General features: G+C 61.5%; 15 protein-coding genes. All 15 read right to left on the reverse strand.

What is annotated here, in order from left to right; all coding sequences use genetic code 11:
• Positions 1-75: 75 nt before the first annotated feature.
• On the reverse strand, positions 76-459 hold the full coding sequence (locus AC07VI_RS10150; RefSeq protein WP_086144990.1) for a hypothetical protein: 384 nt from the start codon (positions 457-459) through the stop codon (positions 76-78).
• 176 nt (positions 460-635) lie between these two features.
• Positions 636-1,208: a hypothetical protein gene (locus tag AC07VI_RS10155; protein ID WP_099374712.1), complete on the reverse strand. Its 573-nt coding sequence runs from the start codon at positions 1,206-1,208 to the stop codon at positions 636-638.
• 167 nt (positions 1,209-1,375) lie between these two features.
• Entirely contained in the window at positions 1,376-1,702 is a 327-nt protein-coding gene (locus AC07VI_RS10160) for an energy transducer TonB (protein ID WP_086145075.1), read from the reverse strand.
• Between the two features lie 148 nt (positions 1,703-1,850).
• Positions 1,851-3,602 (reverse strand): methyl-accepting chemotaxis protein, encoded by a 1,752-nt coding sequence (locus AC07VI_RS10165; RefSeq protein WP_099374713.1) that lies wholly within the window; start codon positions 3,600-3,602, stop codon positions 1,851-1,853.
• A gap of 534 nt (positions 3,603-4,136) precedes the next feature.
• Positions 4,137-4,601 (reverse strand): hypothetical protein, encoded by a 465-nt coding sequence (locus tag AC07VI_RS10170; RefSeq protein ID WP_492992739.1) that lies wholly within the window; start codon positions 4,599-4,601, stop codon positions 4,137-4,139.
• Positions 4,601-5,596, reverse strand: a complete 996-nt coding sequence (gene dusA / locus AC07VI_RS10175) for a tRNA dihydrouridine(20/20a) synthase DusA (protein WP_086144986.1) — start codon at positions 5,594-5,596, stop codon at positions 4,601-4,603. Before dusA ends, AC07VI_RS10170 begins: the two co-directional genes overlap by 1 nt.
• A gap of 119 nt (positions 5,597-5,715) precedes the next feature.
• Positions 5,716-7,548: a translational GTPase TypA gene (typA, locus tag AC07VI_RS10180; protein WP_086144985.1), complete on the reverse strand. Its 1,833-nt coding sequence runs from the start codon at positions 7,546-7,548 to the stop codon at positions 5,716-5,718.
• 355 nt (positions 7,549-7,903) lie between these two features.
• On the reverse strand, positions 7,904-8,839 hold the full coding sequence (gene truB / locus AC07VI_RS10185; protein ID WP_492992736.1) for a tRNA pseudouridine(55) synthase TruB: 936 nt from the start codon (positions 8,837-8,839) through the stop codon (positions 7,904-7,906).
• 2 nt (positions 8,840-8,841) lie between these two features.
• Entirely contained in the window at positions 8,842-9,258 is a 417-nt protein-coding gene (gene rbfA / locus AC07VI_RS10190; protein WP_076569135.1) for a 30S ribosome-binding factor RbfA, read from the reverse strand.
• A 116-nt stretch (positions 9,259-9,374) separates the two neighbouring features.
• Positions 9,375-12,233, reverse strand: coding sequence for a translation initiation factor IF-2 (infB, locus tag AC07VI_RS10195; RefSeq protein ID WP_086144983.1), 2,859 nt, complete (start codon positions 12,231-12,233; stop codon positions 9,375-9,377).
• Positions 12,234-12,279: 46 nt separating this feature from the next.
• Positions 12,280-13,845: a transcription termination factor NusA gene (gene nusA, locus AC07VI_RS10200; protein WP_086144982.1), complete on the reverse strand. Its 1,566-nt coding sequence runs from the start codon at positions 13,843-13,845 to the stop codon at positions 12,280-12,282.
• Positions 13,842-14,330, reverse strand: coding sequence for a ribosome maturation factor RimP (rimP, locus tag AC07VI_RS10205; RefSeq protein WP_086145074.1), 489 nt, complete (start codon positions 14,328-14,330; stop codon positions 13,842-13,844). Before rimP ends, nusA begins: the two co-directional genes overlap by 4 nt.
• Positions 14,331-14,672: 342 nt before the next feature.
• A complete protein-coding gene (rluB, locus tag AC07VI_RS10210) occupies positions 14,673-16,733 on the reverse strand; it encodes a 23S rRNA pseudouridine(2605) synthase RluB (RefSeq protein ID WP_193068903.1) in 2,061 nt (686 codons plus the stop codon).
• The gene (gene scpB / locus AC07VI_RS10215; protein WP_086146826.1) at positions 16,726-17,514 is read right to left on the reverse strand and encodes an SMC-Scp complex subunit ScpB; all 789 of its coding nucleotides are present in this window, start codon (positions 17,512-17,514) and stop codon (positions 16,726-16,728) included. Before scpB ends, rluB begins: the two co-directional genes overlap by 8 nt.
• A gap of 398 nt (positions 17,515-17,912) precedes the next feature.
• On the reverse strand, positions 17,913-18,932 hold the full coding sequence (locus tag AC07VI_RS10220; protein ID WP_086146827.1) for a glucokinase: 1,020 nt from the start codon (positions 18,930-18,932) through the stop codon (positions 17,913-17,915).
• Between the last annotated feature and the right edge of the window lie 249 nt (positions 18,933-19,181).

The raw sequence follows: 19,181 nt of genomic DNA on the forward strand, positions 1-19,181 counted from the left end.
TCCGTATATTTCCACTAGCAAAAAAGCCGGGCAAGCAAAGCCAGCCCGGCTGTGTCATGCATCCAGAACCATAGCCTAGCGGCGGCCGTAGTAACGTCCGTGCCCGCCCCAGCCGCCGCGGTGTCCACCGTAGCGGCCAAAGCCGAACACGAAGTCCAGCCCGATCGATACGGGCGGGTTGTAATAATACGGCTGCGGCGCATACACGGGCGCCGGCACATACACGGGCTGTTGCACGTAGATGGGCTGTTGCTGCACGTACACGGGTTCATTCGTGTACTCGACGCGCGGCGCGCTCACCACGCCGCCTGACTGCACCGGTTCGGATGACACCGTGTGCCACTCATACGGATTGTAGGCCGCCTGCGGCGCGCGCGAGCCGTAATACGCGGGACCGGGCGGCGCCACGGCGCAGCCACCCAAGGCTGCCAGTGAAATTACTGCCAACAGGGTTTTCATCGCAATTCTCCTCTTGTACTCATTCTGTGTACTGCTGCTCTTGTACGACTTCTAATTAAGTACTATAAGAAATTACGCCGCGCTTTGCTGCCCTTTTACCGATTGTTACACCCCGACGCACGCCGCAACATGGAATGTGGCAAAGCCGCCACACCCAGCCCATGCGGCATGTTTCCTCAAATAAATGGAATGTCGCAGCTGTCGATCGCCTTGCCGGCCGCGTCGTAGCGCTGCACGCACACCTGGTAGCGCACGCCATAATCGAGGTCCACCTGTTCGACCTTGCCATACTTCAATTTCCAGCTCGGCTGCACGCGCTGCTTGCCCGCCAGGGCCACCACGTCCTGCGGGATCGCCATGGCCGTTTGCGTCTCGCCCTGGCGCGCATCCTGACGCCGCGCCACGTCGATGGACACGCTCAGCGCCACGTCGACGCCGCCCTGCGCATACGCAAGCGCGGGGGTGCCGCGCTGCGCGCGCATCACGCCCCAGGCGCAAGCCTTGCCGCCGGCGTCGCACTGCTTCAATTGCGCCAGTGGAAAATACTCGGCGGCAATCTTGCCATCCTTGATGGGCCAGCTGGTGCGCACGCCATCGCGCTTGCCGCTCAGGGGATTGTCCCAGCTCAAACTATTGACGATGGCGACGGTTTGTCCCGGCTGCAAGCCCGTGGGCGTGCCCGGGGTGGCGCAGGCGGCAAGCAGCAGGCTGGCGGCGGCGACGGTGGAGAGCATCAGGGTGCGTTGCATATTAAACCTCTTCTGGCGGGAACCGCGATGATATGCCCCGAGGGTAACAGAATCGGGCGCGATGGCGCCGTTGCCTGGCGCACATAACAATACGGGCAGCGCCTTCGCAAGCGCTGCCCGTACGGGATAAGCCAGGCGCGGGAGACAGGCTCCCGGCAGCATGTGGATCAGTCCAGCTTCCAGGCGTAGTCCACCTTGGTCCAGGTTTGCGCAGGCGAACCATCCTTGGTGCCCGGCTTGAACTTGCACGCGGACAGGGCCTTGATGGCGGCCTTGTCCAGGTTCTTGAAGCCGCTGCTCTTTTCGACTTTCGAATCGGCAACACTACCATCGGCATTCACCAGGAAGGACATCGACACGGTGCCCTGCTCCTCGTTCATCAGCGAGGCTTTCGGATAGTCGGCCTTGCAATTCTTGGCATCGAACGACGCCGGCACTTCGGCAGCAAACGCCGAGGAGGAGACGGAAACCAGCAAGGCTGCTGCAACACTCATAAAACGCTTATTCTCAAACATGTGCTTCCCCATGATTATCAGATACGGTCATTACAATTTCTGCCTACTACGCTGGGCGCTGCCGTCGAGGTGGCAATTCGCCGATTCCCTGCCTGGACACAGCCGCCCTCCTCACGCCGGCTGGCGCTTAAAACTCTTCCCACTCATCATTGCTGCTGGCTGCCGCCGCCTTGCGTGGCGCCGGGGCGGCCGCGGGGGCGGCCGCTTCGGTATTGCGCGTCAGCGACTTGACCGGGCGCAATGCTGGCGCCGGCTTGCGCGCGGCGGCCGGCGCCGCGACGGCTGCGGCAGCCACGGGGGCCGGCGCGTACGCCGCCGGCTTTTCCTCGCCTTCGACCAGCTTGAAAATGCTGACCACGTGGGCCAGTTCGGCCGCCTGGTCCTGCAGGCTTTGCGCCGCGGCGGCGGCCTGCTCCACCAGGGCCGCATTCTGCTGCGTCATGCCGTCCATTTCGATGATCGACAGGTTGACCTGTTCGATGCCGGCGCTCTGCTCCTGGCTGGCGCTGGCGATCTCGCTCATGATGTCCGTCACGCGGCGCACGCTGTCGACCACCTCGCCCATCGTCACGCCGGCCTGGCCCACCAGGCGCGTGCCGCGTTCCGTCTTCTCGGCAGAATCGTCGATGAGGATCTTGATTTCCTTGGCGGCGCCAGCGGAGCGCTGCGCCAGGTTGCGCACTTCGGACGCCACCACGGCAAAGCCGCGGCCTTGTTCGCCGGCACGCGCCGCTTCCACGGCCGCATTCAGCGCCAGAATATTCGTCTGGAAGGCGATGCCGTCGATCACGCCGATGATGTCGACGATTTTCTTCGCCGATTCATTGATCGAGCTCATGGTATCGACCACTTGCGACACGACGGAGCCGCCCTTCAGCGCCACGTCCGAGGCGGTGGCGGCCAGTTTATTGGCTTCGCGCGCATTGTCGGCATTCTGTTTCACGGTCGAGGTCAGCTCTTCCATGGCCGACGCGGTTTTTTCCAGCGCGCTGGCCTGCATTTCCGTGCGCGACGACAGGTCGATATTGCCGTCGGCGATCTCGCGCGAGGCAGTGCCGATGGTTTCCGTGCCCACGCGCACCTGGCCGACGATGCCCACCAGGCTGTTGCGCATTTCCTTCATTTCCGCCAGCAGGCTGGAATTGTCCGATGGCTGGGTGTGGATGCCGATCGACAGGTCGCCGTTGGCGATGCTGCCGGCGATCGACGCCGTGTAGTCCGGCTCGCCGCCCAGCTGCTTCAGCAGGCCGCGGGTAATCACCAGCGCCGCCGCCACGCCCATCGCCACGGCCAGCACGCCGAGGATGATCATGAACAGGCGCGCGCTGTCGAAGGCCTTGCGGGCATCCGATTGCATCTGCTCGTTCAGCTTGTCTTCCAGGGTGGCCAGCTGCTCCAGCGCTTCCATCCATTTTTTCTGTACCGGGCGGATTTCCTTGATCATCACGCGCGTGGCGCCTTCCGCATCATTGGCCATCCACAGCGCCGACGCCTTGGCAATGGCCGGCATGGCGGCCGCTTCGTATTCCTTGATCGAAGCGAGCAAAGTCTTTTCTTCGGCAGTCGACTCGATGGCGAATTTCTCTTCGAGCTTTTTCTGCGTTTCCTGATAGGTGCTGGTCTGCGTCTTGATGCGCGCCATTTCCGGCTCCATATCGCTTGCGTCCGTCATCAGGGTGAGGATGCGCAGCGAGGTGATGCGGTCGCTGACGTTGCCACGCATATCGATCACCAGGCGGGTGACGACGTTGTTGACATTGATCACGTGATCGAGACGTTCCTGGATTTGCGCCATGCGCGCGATGCCGAGGACGGTCACGGCCACCAGCAGAACCAGTACCAGGGCGAATCCCAGGCCCAAGCGAGTACCAACCTTCATTTTTGCTAAATTCATTTCGGCTCTTCGTAAATGAAACTATTGATGAGAATTTTGCCCGGCACGACAAGACGAAGGCCGCGGAACACCGGTATCCGCCCTAAGCCATTGGTATGCTGGCGGTATCCGGCCGCACGCAGCCCGAGGTACTTCCTGGTCTTTCGCCAGCCCTGAAACACCCAGTGACTGCGAATGCAAACTTGCTCCACACGCTGAAGTTTTGACACTGATGATGTGAGATCAACATCAAACATTCATATGAGAAATATTTGTCTATAATCAATTATAGGTGTAAATTTTGCCTCAAAGCAAGCAATAAGTACCTGAATAAATAGCAGATTAACTTTCTTCGGGGAAATGGCAACAACGCCGATTCTTGCGCCTTAGAAATGCCCCATCGCAGTGCGGGCGTGCGCCGAAACAGCGCATTTACAACACATGGCGTTGCCATATTGCAGCGTTTTGGAAGAGGTGCTCAGAGGAAGGGGGCGTGCGGACAATACCACTGCGCAGGGGCAGCGGTATAGACAAGTTCGATCAGCTGTCCCAGCTGCAATGCATCACATAGGCGTGGCACTCTGTACCAAAGACAAAGACGCTCCAGATGGCGCCCAATTGCCCGGCCAGGCTGCGCTGGCCAGACGATACCAGTTGATACCAGCGGGGCTCGCCGCCCAGCAGTTCGGCCAGTTCGCGCTCGAAACCGTCATATAAACGCGCGTCGAGCGGCTGGCGGTCCGCCTCGCTCATGGGACGAAACCGTTCCAGCAGCCACTGGCGCGGCGTGCAGGCGACGCCGCTGCACGCCACGCTCTCGAGCGGCTGCAAGGACAAGCCTTCCGGCGCAATCCGCAGCGCGCGGCACAGGACATCGAGCGACGCCTGCGGCGCCGCGAACCCCAGGTACTCGCAAAGAAACAAGCTGCCGTCATCCTTCAGGGCGCTGACGGCCAGCAGGTAGCCATGCAACAGCTGTGCATGGGCGCGGCAGTCGCCGCTCATCAGGCAGGCAGCGACAGGCGCGCCGCCGCTTCCAGCAGCAAACGGGGGTCGCCCGAGGCCAGCTTCTTCGAGTCCGACAGGGTCTGGCGGAAGCCGCGCGCGCCGGGCAGGTTTTGCATCAGGCCCAGCATGTGGCGCGTGACGCTGTTCAGCTTCAGCCGCCCCGCCTCTTTCTCCAGCTGCGCACGAATATACGGAATCATCGCCTCGAGCACCTGCTCGCGCGTTTTCACGGGCGCGTCGTCGCCATAGTAGCGCTGGTCGAACTGCGCCATCAGGTACGGATTGTGGTAGGCCTCGCGGCCCAGCATCACGCCGTCCAGGTGCTGCAAATGCAGGTCGATTTCATCGAGCGTCTTGATGCCGCCATTAATAATGAACTCGAATTGCGGAAAATCACGCTTCAAACGGTAGGCATAGTCATACTTGAGGGGCGGCACTTCGCGGTTTTCCTTCGGACTCAAGCCCTTCAGGATGGCGTTACGCGCATGCACAATAAATGTCTTGCAGCCGGCATCGGCCACCGTGCCGACGAAATCGCGCACGAAGTCGTAGGACTCGCTGTCATCGATGCCGATGCGGTGTTTCACGGTGACGTCGATGTCGACCACGTCGCGCATGGCTTTCACGCAGTCGGCCACCAATTGCGGTTCGGCCATCAGGCAGGCGCCAAACGCGCCCTTCTGCACGCGCTCGGACGGGCAGCCGCAATTGAGATTGACTTCGTCATAGCCCCACTGCTGGCCCAGCCTGGCGCTGGTGGCCAGGTCCTGCGGATCGCTGCCGCCCAGCTGCAGCGCCACCGGATGCTCTTCCTCGTTGAAGCGCAAGTGGCGCTCCACGTCGCCGTAGACGAGCGCGCCCGTGGTGACCATTTCCGTGTAGAGCCAGGTATGGCGCGTGATTTCGCGGTGGAACTTGCGGCAATGGCGGTCGGTCCAGTCCATCATCGGGGCGACGGACAGGCGGCGGGAAGGCAAAGAAGAGGAAGTCATGGTGTCTACAAAAAACAGGAGCTGCAAATGACAAACCCGCTGCGCGCCTCACCGGTGAAGGAAAGGCGGAGCAACGGGCTTGAGCGTGGCATGGCCCGCAGGCCATGCGCTACAACAGATTACGAATCACGCGACGCTTTTTTACGCTCGTGCTCTTTCAGGAAGCGCTTGCGCAGACGGATCGATTTCGGCGTGATTTCCACCAGCTCGTCGTCCTCGATGAATTCAACGGCGTATTCCAGCGACATCTGGATAGGCGGCACCAGGCGCACCGCTTCGTCGGTACCCGACGAACGCACGTTGGTCAGCTGCTTGCCCTTGATCGGGTTGACGACCAGGTCGTTGTCGCGCGAGTGAATGCCGATGATCATGCCTTCGTAGACAGGGTCATTGTGCGACACGAACATGCGGCCGCGGTCTTGCAGTTTCCAGATAGCGTAGGCAACAGCGGCGCCGTCATCCTGCGAGATCAGCACGCCGTTGCGACGGCCAGCCATTTCGCCACGGGTGTTGTCGACTGGCGCGTATTCGTGGAACACGTGGCTCATCAGGCCGGTGCCGCGGGTCAGGGTCATGAATTCGCCCTGGAAGCCGATCAGGCCACGCGCCGGGATCAGGTACTCGAGACGCACGCGGCCCTTGCCATCCGATTCCATGTTTTGCAGGTCGCCGCGACGACGGCCCAGTTCTTCCATGACGCCGCCCTGGTTGACTTCTTCCACGTCAACCGACAGGTTTTCAAACGGCTCGTGGCGCACGCCGTCAACCATCTTGAACACCACGCGTGGACGCGACACGGCCAGCTCGAAGCCTTCGCGACGCATGTTTTCGATCAGAATCGTCAGGTGCAGCTCACCGCGGCCCGATACTTCAAAGATCGTGTCGTCGTCGGTCGGCGCGACGCGCAGAGCAACGTTGGCTTTCAATTCTTTTTCCAGACGGTCACGCAATTGACGCGAAGTAACGAACTTGCCTTCGCGGCCAGCCAGCGGCGAGTTGTTGACCATGAAGTTCATGGTCAGGGTCGGCTCGTCGACGGTCAGCATAGGCAGCGCTTCCGGCGTGTCCACTGCGCACAGGGTCGAACCGATGCCGATTTCATCGATACCGTTGATCAGGCAGATGTCGCCGGCGACGGCTTCGTCCACCAGCACGCGCTCCAGGCCCTTGAAGTTCAGCACCTGGTTGATGCGGCCTTTGATTGGGGTCGCGCCTGGGCCATTGATGACCAGCACGTCCTGGCCAACCTTGACGGTACCGCGGTTGACGCGGCCAATGCCGATCTTGCCCACGTACGACGAGTAGTCCAGCGAGGTGATCTGCATTTGCAGCGGGCCTTCCGGATTGTCGTCACGTACTGGAACGTGTTCCAGGATGGCGTCGAACATCGGCTTCATGTCGCCGCCGCGCACGTCTTCGGTCAGGCCGGCATAGCCGTTCAGGCCCGAAGCGTAAACGATAGGGAAATCCAGTTGTTCGTCGGTGGCGCCCAGCTTGTCGAACAGTTCGAAGGTCTGGTTGATGGCCCAGTCCGGACGTGCGCCTGGACGGTCGATCTTGTTGACGATCACGATAGGCTTCAGACCCAGTGCCAGCGCCTTGCGCGTGACGAAACGGGTTTGCGGCATCGGGCCTTCCTGTGCATCGATCAGCAGCAGAACCGAGTCCACCATCGACAGAACGCGTTCCACTTCGCCGCCGAAGTCGGCGTGGCCTGGGGTGTCGACGATGTTGATGTGGGTGCCTTCGTACTCAACGGCGCAGTTCTTCGACAGAATCGTAATGCCGCGCTCCTTTTCCAGGTCGTTCGAGTCCATGACTCGGGTGTCGACCGCTTGGTTTTCACGGAAGGTGCCGGACTGGCGCAGCAGCTGATCCACCAGCGTGGTTTTGCCGTGGTCAACGTGGGCGATAATGGCGATATTACGAATTGCGCGTTTTGTATTTGACATGGTCGTAGTAGTTACTGAAAAACTGCGGAGTGCGTACAAGATGTACGAGATACCCGAATGCTAATCTATTTCCGGAACCGCGTAGTATAGCATGTTGCGTTGCAACGCTATCTAAAAATGCTGGCGGCTCCCGCAGTCGGGGACGGATTGTTTAAAAATACGACACCGGGTTAGCAGTGTCGCTGATCAATATGACTTGACCATGACTTACCTATGACTTAACGACACCTGACAAAACCGTAGCGAGCGGAAGGGAGTTGTGGCTAAGAAGCGCAGCTGTGTGCGGCACGGGGCCGCCGAGGCAGTGAGCATCGCAGGCCGCAAATCACGACGCGCAGTAGGTTTGGTCAGGTGGTCACTGATGTGCCGTGGCGATCAGGCGTTCCGGGGCCAGGATGCTGTATTCCTGCAACTGGCCCGTGCCCAGCAATTTGGCGTCGTGATACACGCGCACCCGGCCCGGCTCGGCCGGCACGGCGACGTCTTCCTTGCCCAGCGCGATGCGCTGGCCGTGCAGGAAGCGCTTGGCCAGTTCTTCCGTCAGCTGAACGGCGGGGAAACTCGACAGCAAGGCATCGACGGGCGCCAGCAAGCTCAGCGGCGCGGCATGCGCCGTCAGCTCGTCGAGCGTGACGACGCCGTCCAAAGTCAGGTTGCCCACCTGCGTGCGGCGCAAGGCGTTCAGATGGGCGCCGCAGCCGAGCGCCTGGCCGATGTCCTCGCCCAGCACACGGATATACGTGCCCTTGCTGCACATCACGGACAATTTCAGGAACGGGGCTTCATAGCCGAGAAACTCGAGCTTGTGGATGGTCACCGGACGCGCTTCGCGCTCCAGCGTGATACCCGCCCTGGCATACTCATATAAGGGCTTGCCATCCCTTTTCAAGGCCGAGTACATGGGCGGCGTCTGCAAAATCGGCCCGCGGAACCGCGCCAGCACGGCTTCGATCTGCTCTTGCGTGACGTTGACGTCGCGCGTTTCCAGCACGTCGCCTTCCGTGTCGCCCGTATCCGTCATCTGCCCCAGGTGCACCAGGGTTTCGTAGGTTTTGTCGGCTTCCAGCAAGTCCTGCGAGAACTTCGTCGCCTCGCCAAAGCACAGCGGCAGCAAGCCCGTGGCGAACGGGTCCAGCGTGCCCGTATGGCCGGCTTTTTTCGCATTCAGCACGCGCTTGGCCTTGATCAGGGCGTCATTGCTGGACCAGCCCACGGGCTTATCGAGCAGCAAGACGCCATCGACCAGGTCGCGCACCCGCTTGATGCCGGGCGGTTTCTTCGGACCGGCCACTGTTATTGCTCGTCCGCTTCTGGTTTGACATCCGGCTCGGCGTCAGCCGCGCGCGTGGCGTTGGCCTTGTCGATCAGCAAGGACATTTCCATGCCGCGCGAGGTCGAGCTGTCGTGCACGAAATGCAGCATCGGCAAGGTGTGGATGTGCAGGCGCTTGCCCAGCAGGCCACGGATGAAGCCGGCTGCGGCCATCAAACCTTCCGTGGTGTTCTTGATGGCTTCCTTGCTGTCTTTCAACATCGTGAAAAACACCTTGGCGTGCGCATAATCGGGGGTGATCTGTACTTCGGTGATGGTGATCATCGTGCCCACGCGCGGGTCTTTCAGTTCGTAGGCGATGATTTCGGCCAGATCGCGCTGGATCTGGTCAGCCACGCGCAAGCCGCGCGCCGGCATGGTTTTGCTATGTTTAGCCATGATAGTAAGTGCTGTCCTAAGTGCCGCAGGGCGCATGGATCAAACGGTTGCCCGTTGACCAATGCGCCCCACGTGTTTGCGCGGACAACGATATGTCCGCGCCATTACTTCTGTGATTACAGGGTACGAGCGATTTCCTGGACTTCGAACACTTCCAGCGTGTCGCCAACCTGAATGTCGTTGTAGTTCTTCAGCGACAGGCCGCACTCCAGACCGGCGCGAACTTCTTTCGCATCGTCCTTGAAGCGTTTCAGGGAGTCGATCTCGCCGCTCCACACCACGATGTTGTTGCGCAACAGGCGGACGGAAGAAGCACGCTTGACCACGCCATCGGTGACCAGACAGCCGGCAATCGCGCCGACCTTCGAGACCAGGATAACCTGGCGGATCTCGACCTGGCCGATGACGGTTTCGCGTTTCTCTGGTGCCAACATGCCCGACAACGCCGATTTGATCTCGTCGATCGCATCGTAAATGATGTTGTAGTAGCGAATGTCCACGCCGTTCGATTCGGCCAGCTTGCGCGCCTGGGCGTCGGCACGGGCGTTGAAGCCGATGATGACCGCTTTCGAGGCGACTGCCAGGTTGACGTCCGATTCCGTGATGCCGCCGACGGCTGCGTGCACAACCTGTACGCGCACTTCGGAGGTCGACAGTTTCTGCAGCGAACCGACCAGCGCTTCCTGCGAACCTTGCACGTCGGTTTTGATGATCAATGGCAAGTTTTTCACTTCGCCTTCGGCCATCTGGTCGAACATGTTTTCCAGCTTCGCGGCTTGCTGCTTGGCCAGTTTCACGTCGCGGAACTTGCCTTGACGGAACAGACCGATTTCACGCGCCTTGCGCTCGTCAGCCATGACGACGACTTCTTCACCGGCGACCGGCACTTCCGTCAGACCCTGGATTTCGACCGGAATCGAAGGACCCGCTTCAGCGATGGCTTTGCCGTTCTCGTCCAGCATGGCGCGAACACGGCCATACGAAGAGCCCGCCAGAATCACGTCGCCGCGGCGCAAGGTACCGGACTGCACCAGGATCGTCGCGACAGGACCACGGCCCTTGTCCAGACGCGCCTCGACTACCAGGCCGCGCGCTGGCGCATCGACCGGTGCCGTCAGTTCCAGCACTTCGGCTTGCAACAGCACTTGTTCCAGCAGGTCGTCGATACCCTGGCCCGTTTTGGCCGATACCGGCACGAATGGCGATTCGCCACCGTATTCTTCCGGCACGACTTGCTCGGCGACCAGTTCCTGCGTCACGCGGTCCACGTTGCCGCCCGGTTTGTCGACCTTGTTGATCGCCACCACCAGCGGTACGCCGGCTGCTTTCGCATGGGCAATCGCTTCTTTCGTTTGCGGCATCACGCCATCGTCGGCGGCAACCACCAGAATCACGATGTCGGTTGCCTTGGCGCCACGGGCACGCATGGCGGTAAACGCTTCGTGGCCCGGGGTGTCGAGGAAGGTGATCATGCCGCGCGGCGTATCGACGTGGTAAGCGCCGATGTGCTGCGTAATGCCGCCCGCTTCGCCGGAGGCAACCTTGGCGCGACGGATGTAATCGAGCAGCGAGGTCTTGCCGTGGTCGACGTGACCCATGACGGTGACCACCGGTGCGCGTGGCTTGGTCTCGAAGTGCGCGTGTTCGCCCACGTCGGCCAGCAGCGCTTCCGGATCGTCCAGTTCGGCGGCGAACGCCTTGTGGCCCATTTCTTCCACCAGAATCATGGCGGTTTCCTGGTCCAGCACCTGGTTGATCGTGCACATCTGGCCCAATTTCATCAAATGCTTGATGACTTCGGATGCCTTGACGGACATTTTGTGCGCCAATTCGGCCACGGTGATCGTTTCCGGAACGTGCACGTCCTTGACGACGGCTTCGGTCGGCGCCTGGAAGTTCGATTCACGGTCGTCATGGTGCGTCGGGCGACGGCCCTTCGCGCCACCGCGCCAGCTGTCACGGCCGCCTGGGCCGCTGTTGCCGCGTGGCTTGGGACCACCGGTGGTGCCGCGTTTTTTCGCGTCATCGGACCAGGTGGACGACACATTGGCCGACTTGATGGATTTCTTGTCTGCAACAGCAGGCTTCTTGTCGCCCGGCTTGTCGCCAGGTTTCTTGTCAGCAGGCTTGTGCAGGGTGCCTTCCGGCGCCTTCGGCTTGACGGGAACCGGTACGGGTTCCGGTGCCTTGATGGCGCGGCGTGGCGCGTTCATCATGGCCTTGATCTGGGCGACTTCGTCGGCAACGGCCTTGCGTGCGCGCTCGGTGGCTTCCGCCTTGTCAGCGGCTTCCTTGGCAGCAACAGCAGCGGCAGCGGCTTTTTTCTTCGCTTCTTCAGCGGCAGCAGCTTTTTTCGCTTCGGCGGCGGCGTCGTCAACGACAGGCGCGGCGGCGCTGGCGGCAGGCGCGGCGGCAGCCTTGGCGGCCGCTTTCTTCGCTTCCGCTTCAGCTTCTTTCTTCGCAGCAAGTTCAGCCTGTTGCGTGGCTTTCGCCTGGGCTTCTTTTTCCGCGTCCAGCTTGGCCAGACGTTCCTGTTTTTCGCGCAGATCGGCTTCCTGGCGGGCGATCAGTTCAGCCTGTTTACGGGCTTCTTCTTCACGGCGCGCCACGTCGGCGGGATCGATCACCGGCGCGGCAGGCGCGACCGGCTCGGCAGCAACCGGCGCCGCTTCGTCACGCTGGACGAAAGTGCGCTTCTTGCGCACTTCCACCTGGATGGTGCGCGACTTGCCGGTGGCGTCAGCTTGCTTGATTTCAGTCGTTTCCTTGCGGGTCACGGTGATTTTTTTCTTTTCTGTGTCAGCCGCTGCGCCATGGGTGCGGCGCAGATGATCCAAAAGCTTGTCCTTATCATCTTTCGACAATGGATCTGACGTCGAACTTTTCTCGACGCCGGCAGAACGCAGCTGCGTCAGCAGCAAATCTGCAGGCATCTTCAGTTCGGTGGCAAATTGGGCTACGTTGTTACTCGCCATTCAGTCCTCTTTTCTATGTGTCGCGGAGATGATAAAGATACTCAAATTAAGCCTTTGCGGATTCGGCCAGACTCCATGCCTTGGCTTGCAGCGCCTTGGCACGATCGTCGTATTTCGAGTCAACCAACTTCATCTCATCGTCGGTCACATCTTTAAATTCACTTGTAATCAGTTCACGCGCACGGTCCGCAGACAAGGCCAGGATTGCGCCAAATTCGTCGTATGCCAGTGCTGCAAATGCTTCAACGGTCTTGATACCAGCCAGACCCAGCTTGCCGGCGGTAATGCGGTCCATGCCTTCCAGACCCACCAACGCCTCGTCCATGCCTTCCAGACCCTCTTCCGAAGCGATCGCCTCGGTCACAAGCGCATCACGCGCACGGGTACGGAGTTCATTGACGGTATCTTCGTCAAACGATTCGATTTCCAGCATTTCGGAAATAGGCACGTAAGCGATTTCTTCCAGACTGGCGAAACCTTCTTCCACCAGAATATCGGCCACTTCCTGGTCGACATCGAGCTTTTCCATGAACAGGATGCGCACGGCAGCCGTTTCCTGGGCAGCTTTGTCGGCCGATTCTTCGGCCGTCATGATGTTGATCTTCCAGCCGGTCAGGTCCGACGCCAGGCGCACGTTCTGGCCGGAGCGGCCGATCGCGATTGCCAGGTTTTCTTCATCGACGACGACATCCATCGCATGTTTCTCTTCGTCAACCATGATCGACGACACATTCGCCGGCGCCAGGGCGCCGATGACGAACTGCGCCGGATCTTCCGACCACAGCACGATGTCGACGCGCTCGCCGCCCAGCTCACCGGTCACGGCCTGCACGCGCGAACCGCGCATGCCGACACAGGTACCGATCGGGTCGATGCGCTTGTCGGCCGTGTAGACGGCGATCTTGGCGCGCACGCCGGCATCGCGGGCTGCGGATTTGATTTCCAGCATGCCTTGTTCAATTTCCGGCACTTCCAGCTCGAACAGCTTCATAATGAATTCCGGAGCCGTGCGCGACAGGATCACTTGCGGGCCGCGCATATTGCGGTCGATGCGCAAGATGTATGCACGGACACGGTCGCCGATACGCAGATTCTCTTTCGGGATCATCTGGTCGCGTGGCAGACGCGCTTCGATCTTGCCCGATTCGACGATGGCGTCGCCGCGTTCCATGCGCTTGATGGTGCCGGTGACGAGCGAATCGCCGCGTTCCAGGAAGTCGACCAGGATCTGTTCGCGTTCGGCGTCACGCACGCGCTGCAGGACGACCTGTTTGGTATCCTGGGCGAAACGGCGGCCGAATTCGACGGATTCGATCGGTTCTTCGATGTGGTCATCGACTTCGATATCGGGAATCTGTTCTTTTGCCTCGAAATGCAGGATCTCCTGATCCGGCAATTGCAGGCCCGCTTCATCGGGCACCACGTGCCAGCGGCGGAACGATTCGAATTCGCCCGTTTCGCGGTCGATCGAAACGCGGATGTCTACCTCACCCTCATACCGTTTCTTCGTGGCTTGCGCCAACGCGAATTCGAGGGCGCCGAAGACGACATCTTTATCGACGTTTTTTTCGCGCGCCAGCGCGTCAACCAATAATAAAACTTCGCGGCTCATGCTTTGCGTCCCTTAAAAACCACCTGCGGCACCAAGCGTGCCTTATCCACATCGGCGAGCGTAAACTCCAACATCGCCGGACCATCCTTACCTTCAAATTCCAACGACAAATTGTCGCCCACGGGTTCTTGCAAGATCCCCTGGAACGACTTCCGGTTGTTCGTACCCGGCATCGCCACGCGCAGCTTGACGATGATTTCATGGCCTGCGAAACGGACGAAGTCTTCCAGCTTGCGCACCGGACGATCGAGACCCGGGGAAGAAATCTCGAGACGCTCGTAAGGAACGTTTTCTACCGTCAACACATGCGATAACTGGTGACTGACCGTGGCACAGTCTTCGACCGTGATCGGACCTTTTTCAGCGGCATCGGCGGCGCTGAAATCAATAAAGACGCGCAGCAGCCCGCGCTCGGCACGTTCGACATCAACGAGCTCATAGCCCAGACCAGTGACTGTCTTTTCAATTAATCCCAACTGCTGCAAGAAATTCTCCAGAAAAAGGCCTGTTTTCGGCATCGCGGCCCTGAAACAGCGCCGGCGGCATGCAAAAAAACACGCACAAGTCATATATGGCGCCTTGCCGGCGCCATCACAAACGGTTCAACAAAAAAAAAATGGGCATCTGCCCATCTTCTTGTATTTCCCCAACCAGATGAAAGCACTCCCCACCAAACAACCCTGCGGAGAACTTTTATTAGGCTGCAGATTATAACCTCTTATTAACTTCGCCGCAATGCCGCACACAAGGAGCGGCCCGGCTTACAACAGTTACAAGAGCGCGCGCCCGCAGCAGATTAGCGGGCGTGCAAGAAGAAAACCCCTGAATTAACCTTTGCTGCGGCGGCGCGGCATGCCGTCCATGCCGCCACGCGGCTGGCCGCCGGAACGCGCCTGGCCGCCGGCGCCGCCGCCCGCATTGCGGCGCGGCCCCGTGTTGGCGAAGCCGAAGGCCGTTTGCAGCGGATCGGGCTGGCGCGGACCGCGCTGCGGCGCGCGGCCTTCGCCACCGGGACGGCCCTGGCCGGCCGCGCGCGGCGGACGACCCTGGCCTTGCGACACACCGTCGAACGATGCCGACGAGCGCGGCTGACCGCCCTGGAACGGACCTTGCGGCTGGCCGCGGCCAGGACCCCGGGCATCGCCAGGACGGCCGGCGCCGCCTGGACGGCCCTGGCCTTGCGGACGGGCAAACTGGCCTTGCGGCTGGCCACGGCGCGGCGCGACAGGGAACGGATCGGCGTTGCGGTTGCTCACATCGATGCGGTTGCCATTCGGCTCGTCATCGCGGCTGGCCTTGCGCGCTTCGCGGCCCTTGGCGGCGCCGGCGGCGCGCGGGTCGCCCGAAGGCGGCATTTTCTTTTCGATGCCGTAGGCGGCCAGCAGGTCGCGCACGGTGTTTTCATCCATCTCTTCCCAGCGGCCGCGCTTCAGACCGCTCGGCAGGGTCATGGCGCCGTAGCGGGTACGGATCAGGCGCGACACGGTCAGGCCGATGGCTTCGAACATGCGGCGCACTTCGCGGTTGCGGCCTTCGCCGATCACCACGCGATACCACTTGTTGATGCCTTCGCCGCCGCCATCGGCGATCTTCGAGAACTGCGCCATGCCGTCTTCCAGCTCGACGCCGGCCAGCAGCTTCTGGCGCATGCCCTCTTCCAGCTCGCCCAGGGTACGCACGGCGTACTCGCGGTCGATGCCGTAGCGCGGGTGCATCAGGCGGTTGGCCAGGTCACCGGAGGTGGTAAACAGCAGCAAGCCTTCCGTATTGAAGTCGAGGCGGCCGACGGCCAGCCACTTGCCCGCCTTCATGGTCGGCAGGCGGTCGAACACGGATGGACGGCCGTCCGGGTCGTTGTGGCTGACGATTTCGCCGGCCGGCTTGTGATAGACCAGCACGCGCGGCGGTTTCTTGCTCACGCGGCGCTGGATCAGCTTGCCGTTGATGCGCACGTGGTCGGTCGGCAGGATGCGCTGGCCGATGTGGGCCGGCTCGCCGTTGACGGACACGCGGCCCGAGATGATCAGGTCTTCCATGTCGCGGCGCGAACCGAGACCGGCTTCGGCCAGCACCTTGTGCAGCTTCGGCGCGTCGTCGTCGGACGTCAGGTCGCGGCGCACGGCCGCTTTCTGCACGCGGCCCGTGCCGCCGTCTTCGCTGTCGAACGCGTCGGAGGTAACGAACGAGAACACGGCGTCGGCATCGCTGACCTTGCCGGGCGCAGCCTGGCGGCCCTTGCCCTTCTTGCGGCTCTTGCCCGCATTCTTGCCGGCGCCCGGCACGTCGTTGCGCGGACCGCGCGGCGCGCGTGGCGCGGACACGAGGTTGCCTTCGGCATCGAATACGTCGGCGGCCGGCGCGGCAGCTTGTCCTGCGGCCGGCGCGGCATCGGCTGCCTGCGGCGCCTCGGCGCGCGGCGGCTGGCGCAGCGCGCGTTCGGCCTGCACGCCGCGCATCTGGCGCGGACCGCGCGTCGGGCGTGCTTCGGCCGGCTTGTCAGCGACAGCTTCCGGCGCAGCTTGCGCCTCGGCAACGGCGGCCTTGGCGGCGGCGCGGGCGCGCGGCGGACGAGGCGCAGGGGCGCTGGCAACTTCGGCAACCGCCTCGGCAGCCGCTTCGGCGGCATCGGCGACAGCCTTCAGGGCCGGCTTGGCGCGGGTTTTCTTGACGGCTGGCGCAGCTTCTACAGCAGAATCGGCAGCGGCGACGGGCGCGTCGGCGGCCACGTCGGCTTTCGTGCGGCGCTTCGGCTTGGCGGCGACAGCGTCGCCAGCAGTGCCTGCAGCCGCCGCGTCGGCTTCGATCTGGGCCTTGGTGCGGCGCTTGGGCTTGGCAACGATGGCTTCGTCGCTGGCGGTTACTGTCTCGGGTGTGTTCGGATTATTCATTGTTCGTTTCTTGGCTGTGCTGACCTGGCGCAGCGTCAACCGTTAGTTCTGGCGCAGGGTCGTGAGTGTAGGCTTCGTCCATGGGCGAAGCATCGGGGCCGGCATCAAGGCTTGCTGTCACATCTGTCACAGCCGTATTGCTACCTGCACCAAGCTGGGGGGCAAGCTCATTGCTTGCCTTGTCAAAATTTTCCTGCAGGGCCGCTTCCAGGGCTTCGAGCCCATTGCCCTGCATTTCGCTGATTTGCTGCAAAGGCGGCAGCTGGGACAGCGAATGCAAACCCAGGTCATCCAAAAATTGCTTGGTGGTGGCCAGCAAGGCCGGCCGTCCCACCACGTCGCGGTAGCCGATGGCATCGACCCAGCCGCGGTCTTCGAGCATCTTGATCGTCTGCGAATTGACGGCAACGCCGCGAATCTCCTCGATATCGCCGCGCGTCACCGGCTGGCGGTAGGCGATGATGGCCAGGGTTTCCAGGGTCGCCCGCGAATACTTGGGCGGCCGCTCGGGCGTCAGGCGATCCAGATACATCTTCATTTCCGGCCGGCTTTGAAAGCGCCAGCCCGAGGCGAGGCTGACGATCTCGATGCCGCGCCCCTCCCACTCATCGCGCAACTCTTCCAGCAGTTGCTTGATCGTGTCGGCGCCAACGCCGACGCCGCGCACGCGACCGTTCTCGTCCGCATCGACGAACAGCTTTTTCAGGCTGTGGATCGTCAGCGACTCACGAGCGCACAGCAACGCGGTTTCGAGGACTTTTTTAGCCTCAATTGTATTCATAGCAATTCTGTGCGGATGTGTGTTGCAATTCGTATGCAGAGAAAGAAATCAAAACGTTCATTTCAACGTAACGGATGGCAGACATCGGTGACGACGCCATGCTGGTGTTACAAGTTGAGGCTGTTTTTCCGACGCCTTGGCCGATGCGCGCAAAGCGGGACTGATGCGGATGCAGTGAAAGTCCTGCGATCCATGGTGCTGGCCTTAAATAACCAGCAATGAAACGATATCCGGAGCAGCTGCTTCTCCCGTGGCGGCGGACCAGCCAGACAGGTGAGCGACAGTCGTCGTTTCATCCAACGATGCCAATTGTACCTGATAAAAAGAGGAAAAGCGCAAAACCGGGCAAAACACGCGTTTTACCCGGTCCTGTAGCGACACATCGCCCTGCCTGCGCATCACAGGGAGGCGAGTTTCTCCGAGAGAATGGCCGATGCCCCCAGGAAAGCTGGGTATTGGGCCGTAATCACGAAAGTCGGCACTTGCGACACATAATTGGCAAAACGCCCCTTGCGCTCGAAGCGGGCGCGGAAACCGGAGCGGTCGAAGCGCTGGCCCAGGCGCGGCACGATGCCGCCGCCTATATAGATACCGCCCAGGGCGCCCAGGGTGACGGCGACGTTGCCCGCCACGGTGCCCAGCATGCAGCAGAACGCTTCGATGACGTCGTCGCACAGCGGGCATTCGCCGGCCAGCGCGCGGCGCGTGATTTCCGCCGCCGGCAAGGCTTCGGCCGGCACGCCCGCGCGGTCGGCCAGGGCGCGGTAGATCAGTTCCAGGCCATCGCCGGAAATCAGGCGCTCGGCCGAGACGTGTTCGTATTCGCGCCAGGCAAATTGCAGGATGCTCACTTCCGTTTCATTGAACGGCGCAAAGCTGACATGGCCGCCTTCGCTTTGCAGGGCGATCCAGCCGCCGTGCGACGGGATCAGGCCCGACACGCCCAGGCCCGTGCCCGCGCCGATCAGGCCGATGGCCGTGTTCGGACGGGCCGTGCCCGCGCCCACCTGGTGCTTTTGCTCGCTCGACAGCTGCGGCAAGGCGCGCGCCAGGGCCGTGAAATCGTTGACCACGTCCAGGGTCGTGAAGCCGCACTCTTCGCGCATGGCGCGGATCGAGAACGACCAGTGGTGGTTCGTCATGCTGAGGAAATCGCCGTCGACGGGGTTGGCGATGGCGATCATGGCATGGCGCACGGCTTGCCCGCCTGCGGCCGCCACGTGCGGCAGGGCCAGGTAGGCTTGCAGGGCGGCGGACAGGCTCGGGTAATCGGCACAGGGCAACACTTCCACCAGGGTGATGTGGCCGGCGGCCACTTCCAGGGCGAAACGGGCATTGGTGCCGCCCACGTCGGCCAGCAGGCGCGGTCCATCGGCGAAGGCGGAAGTCGGCAGTACGGGAGAAGACGAAGCGCTCATGATTTTAAATGATGAAGTGGGACGCATGGGACGCCAAGCTTAAAGGATGAATGCGCCCGGAGGCAAGCAAAGTTTGTAGTTTAAGTACATCAAAACAAGCCTTTATTGGTAGTTCCACTCCAAATGCAACAGGCAAGGCTAAAGTTGCTCACAAACAATGATTTATAGTAAGTACTTGCACTCAGCAGGCACGCGAGAAGCATGCTGCATAGCAGCAGGAATCGCCCGAAAAGAAGAGTATGCCGCAGT

Source organism: Janthinobacterium sp. GW821-FHT03A03, assembly GCF_059421435.1.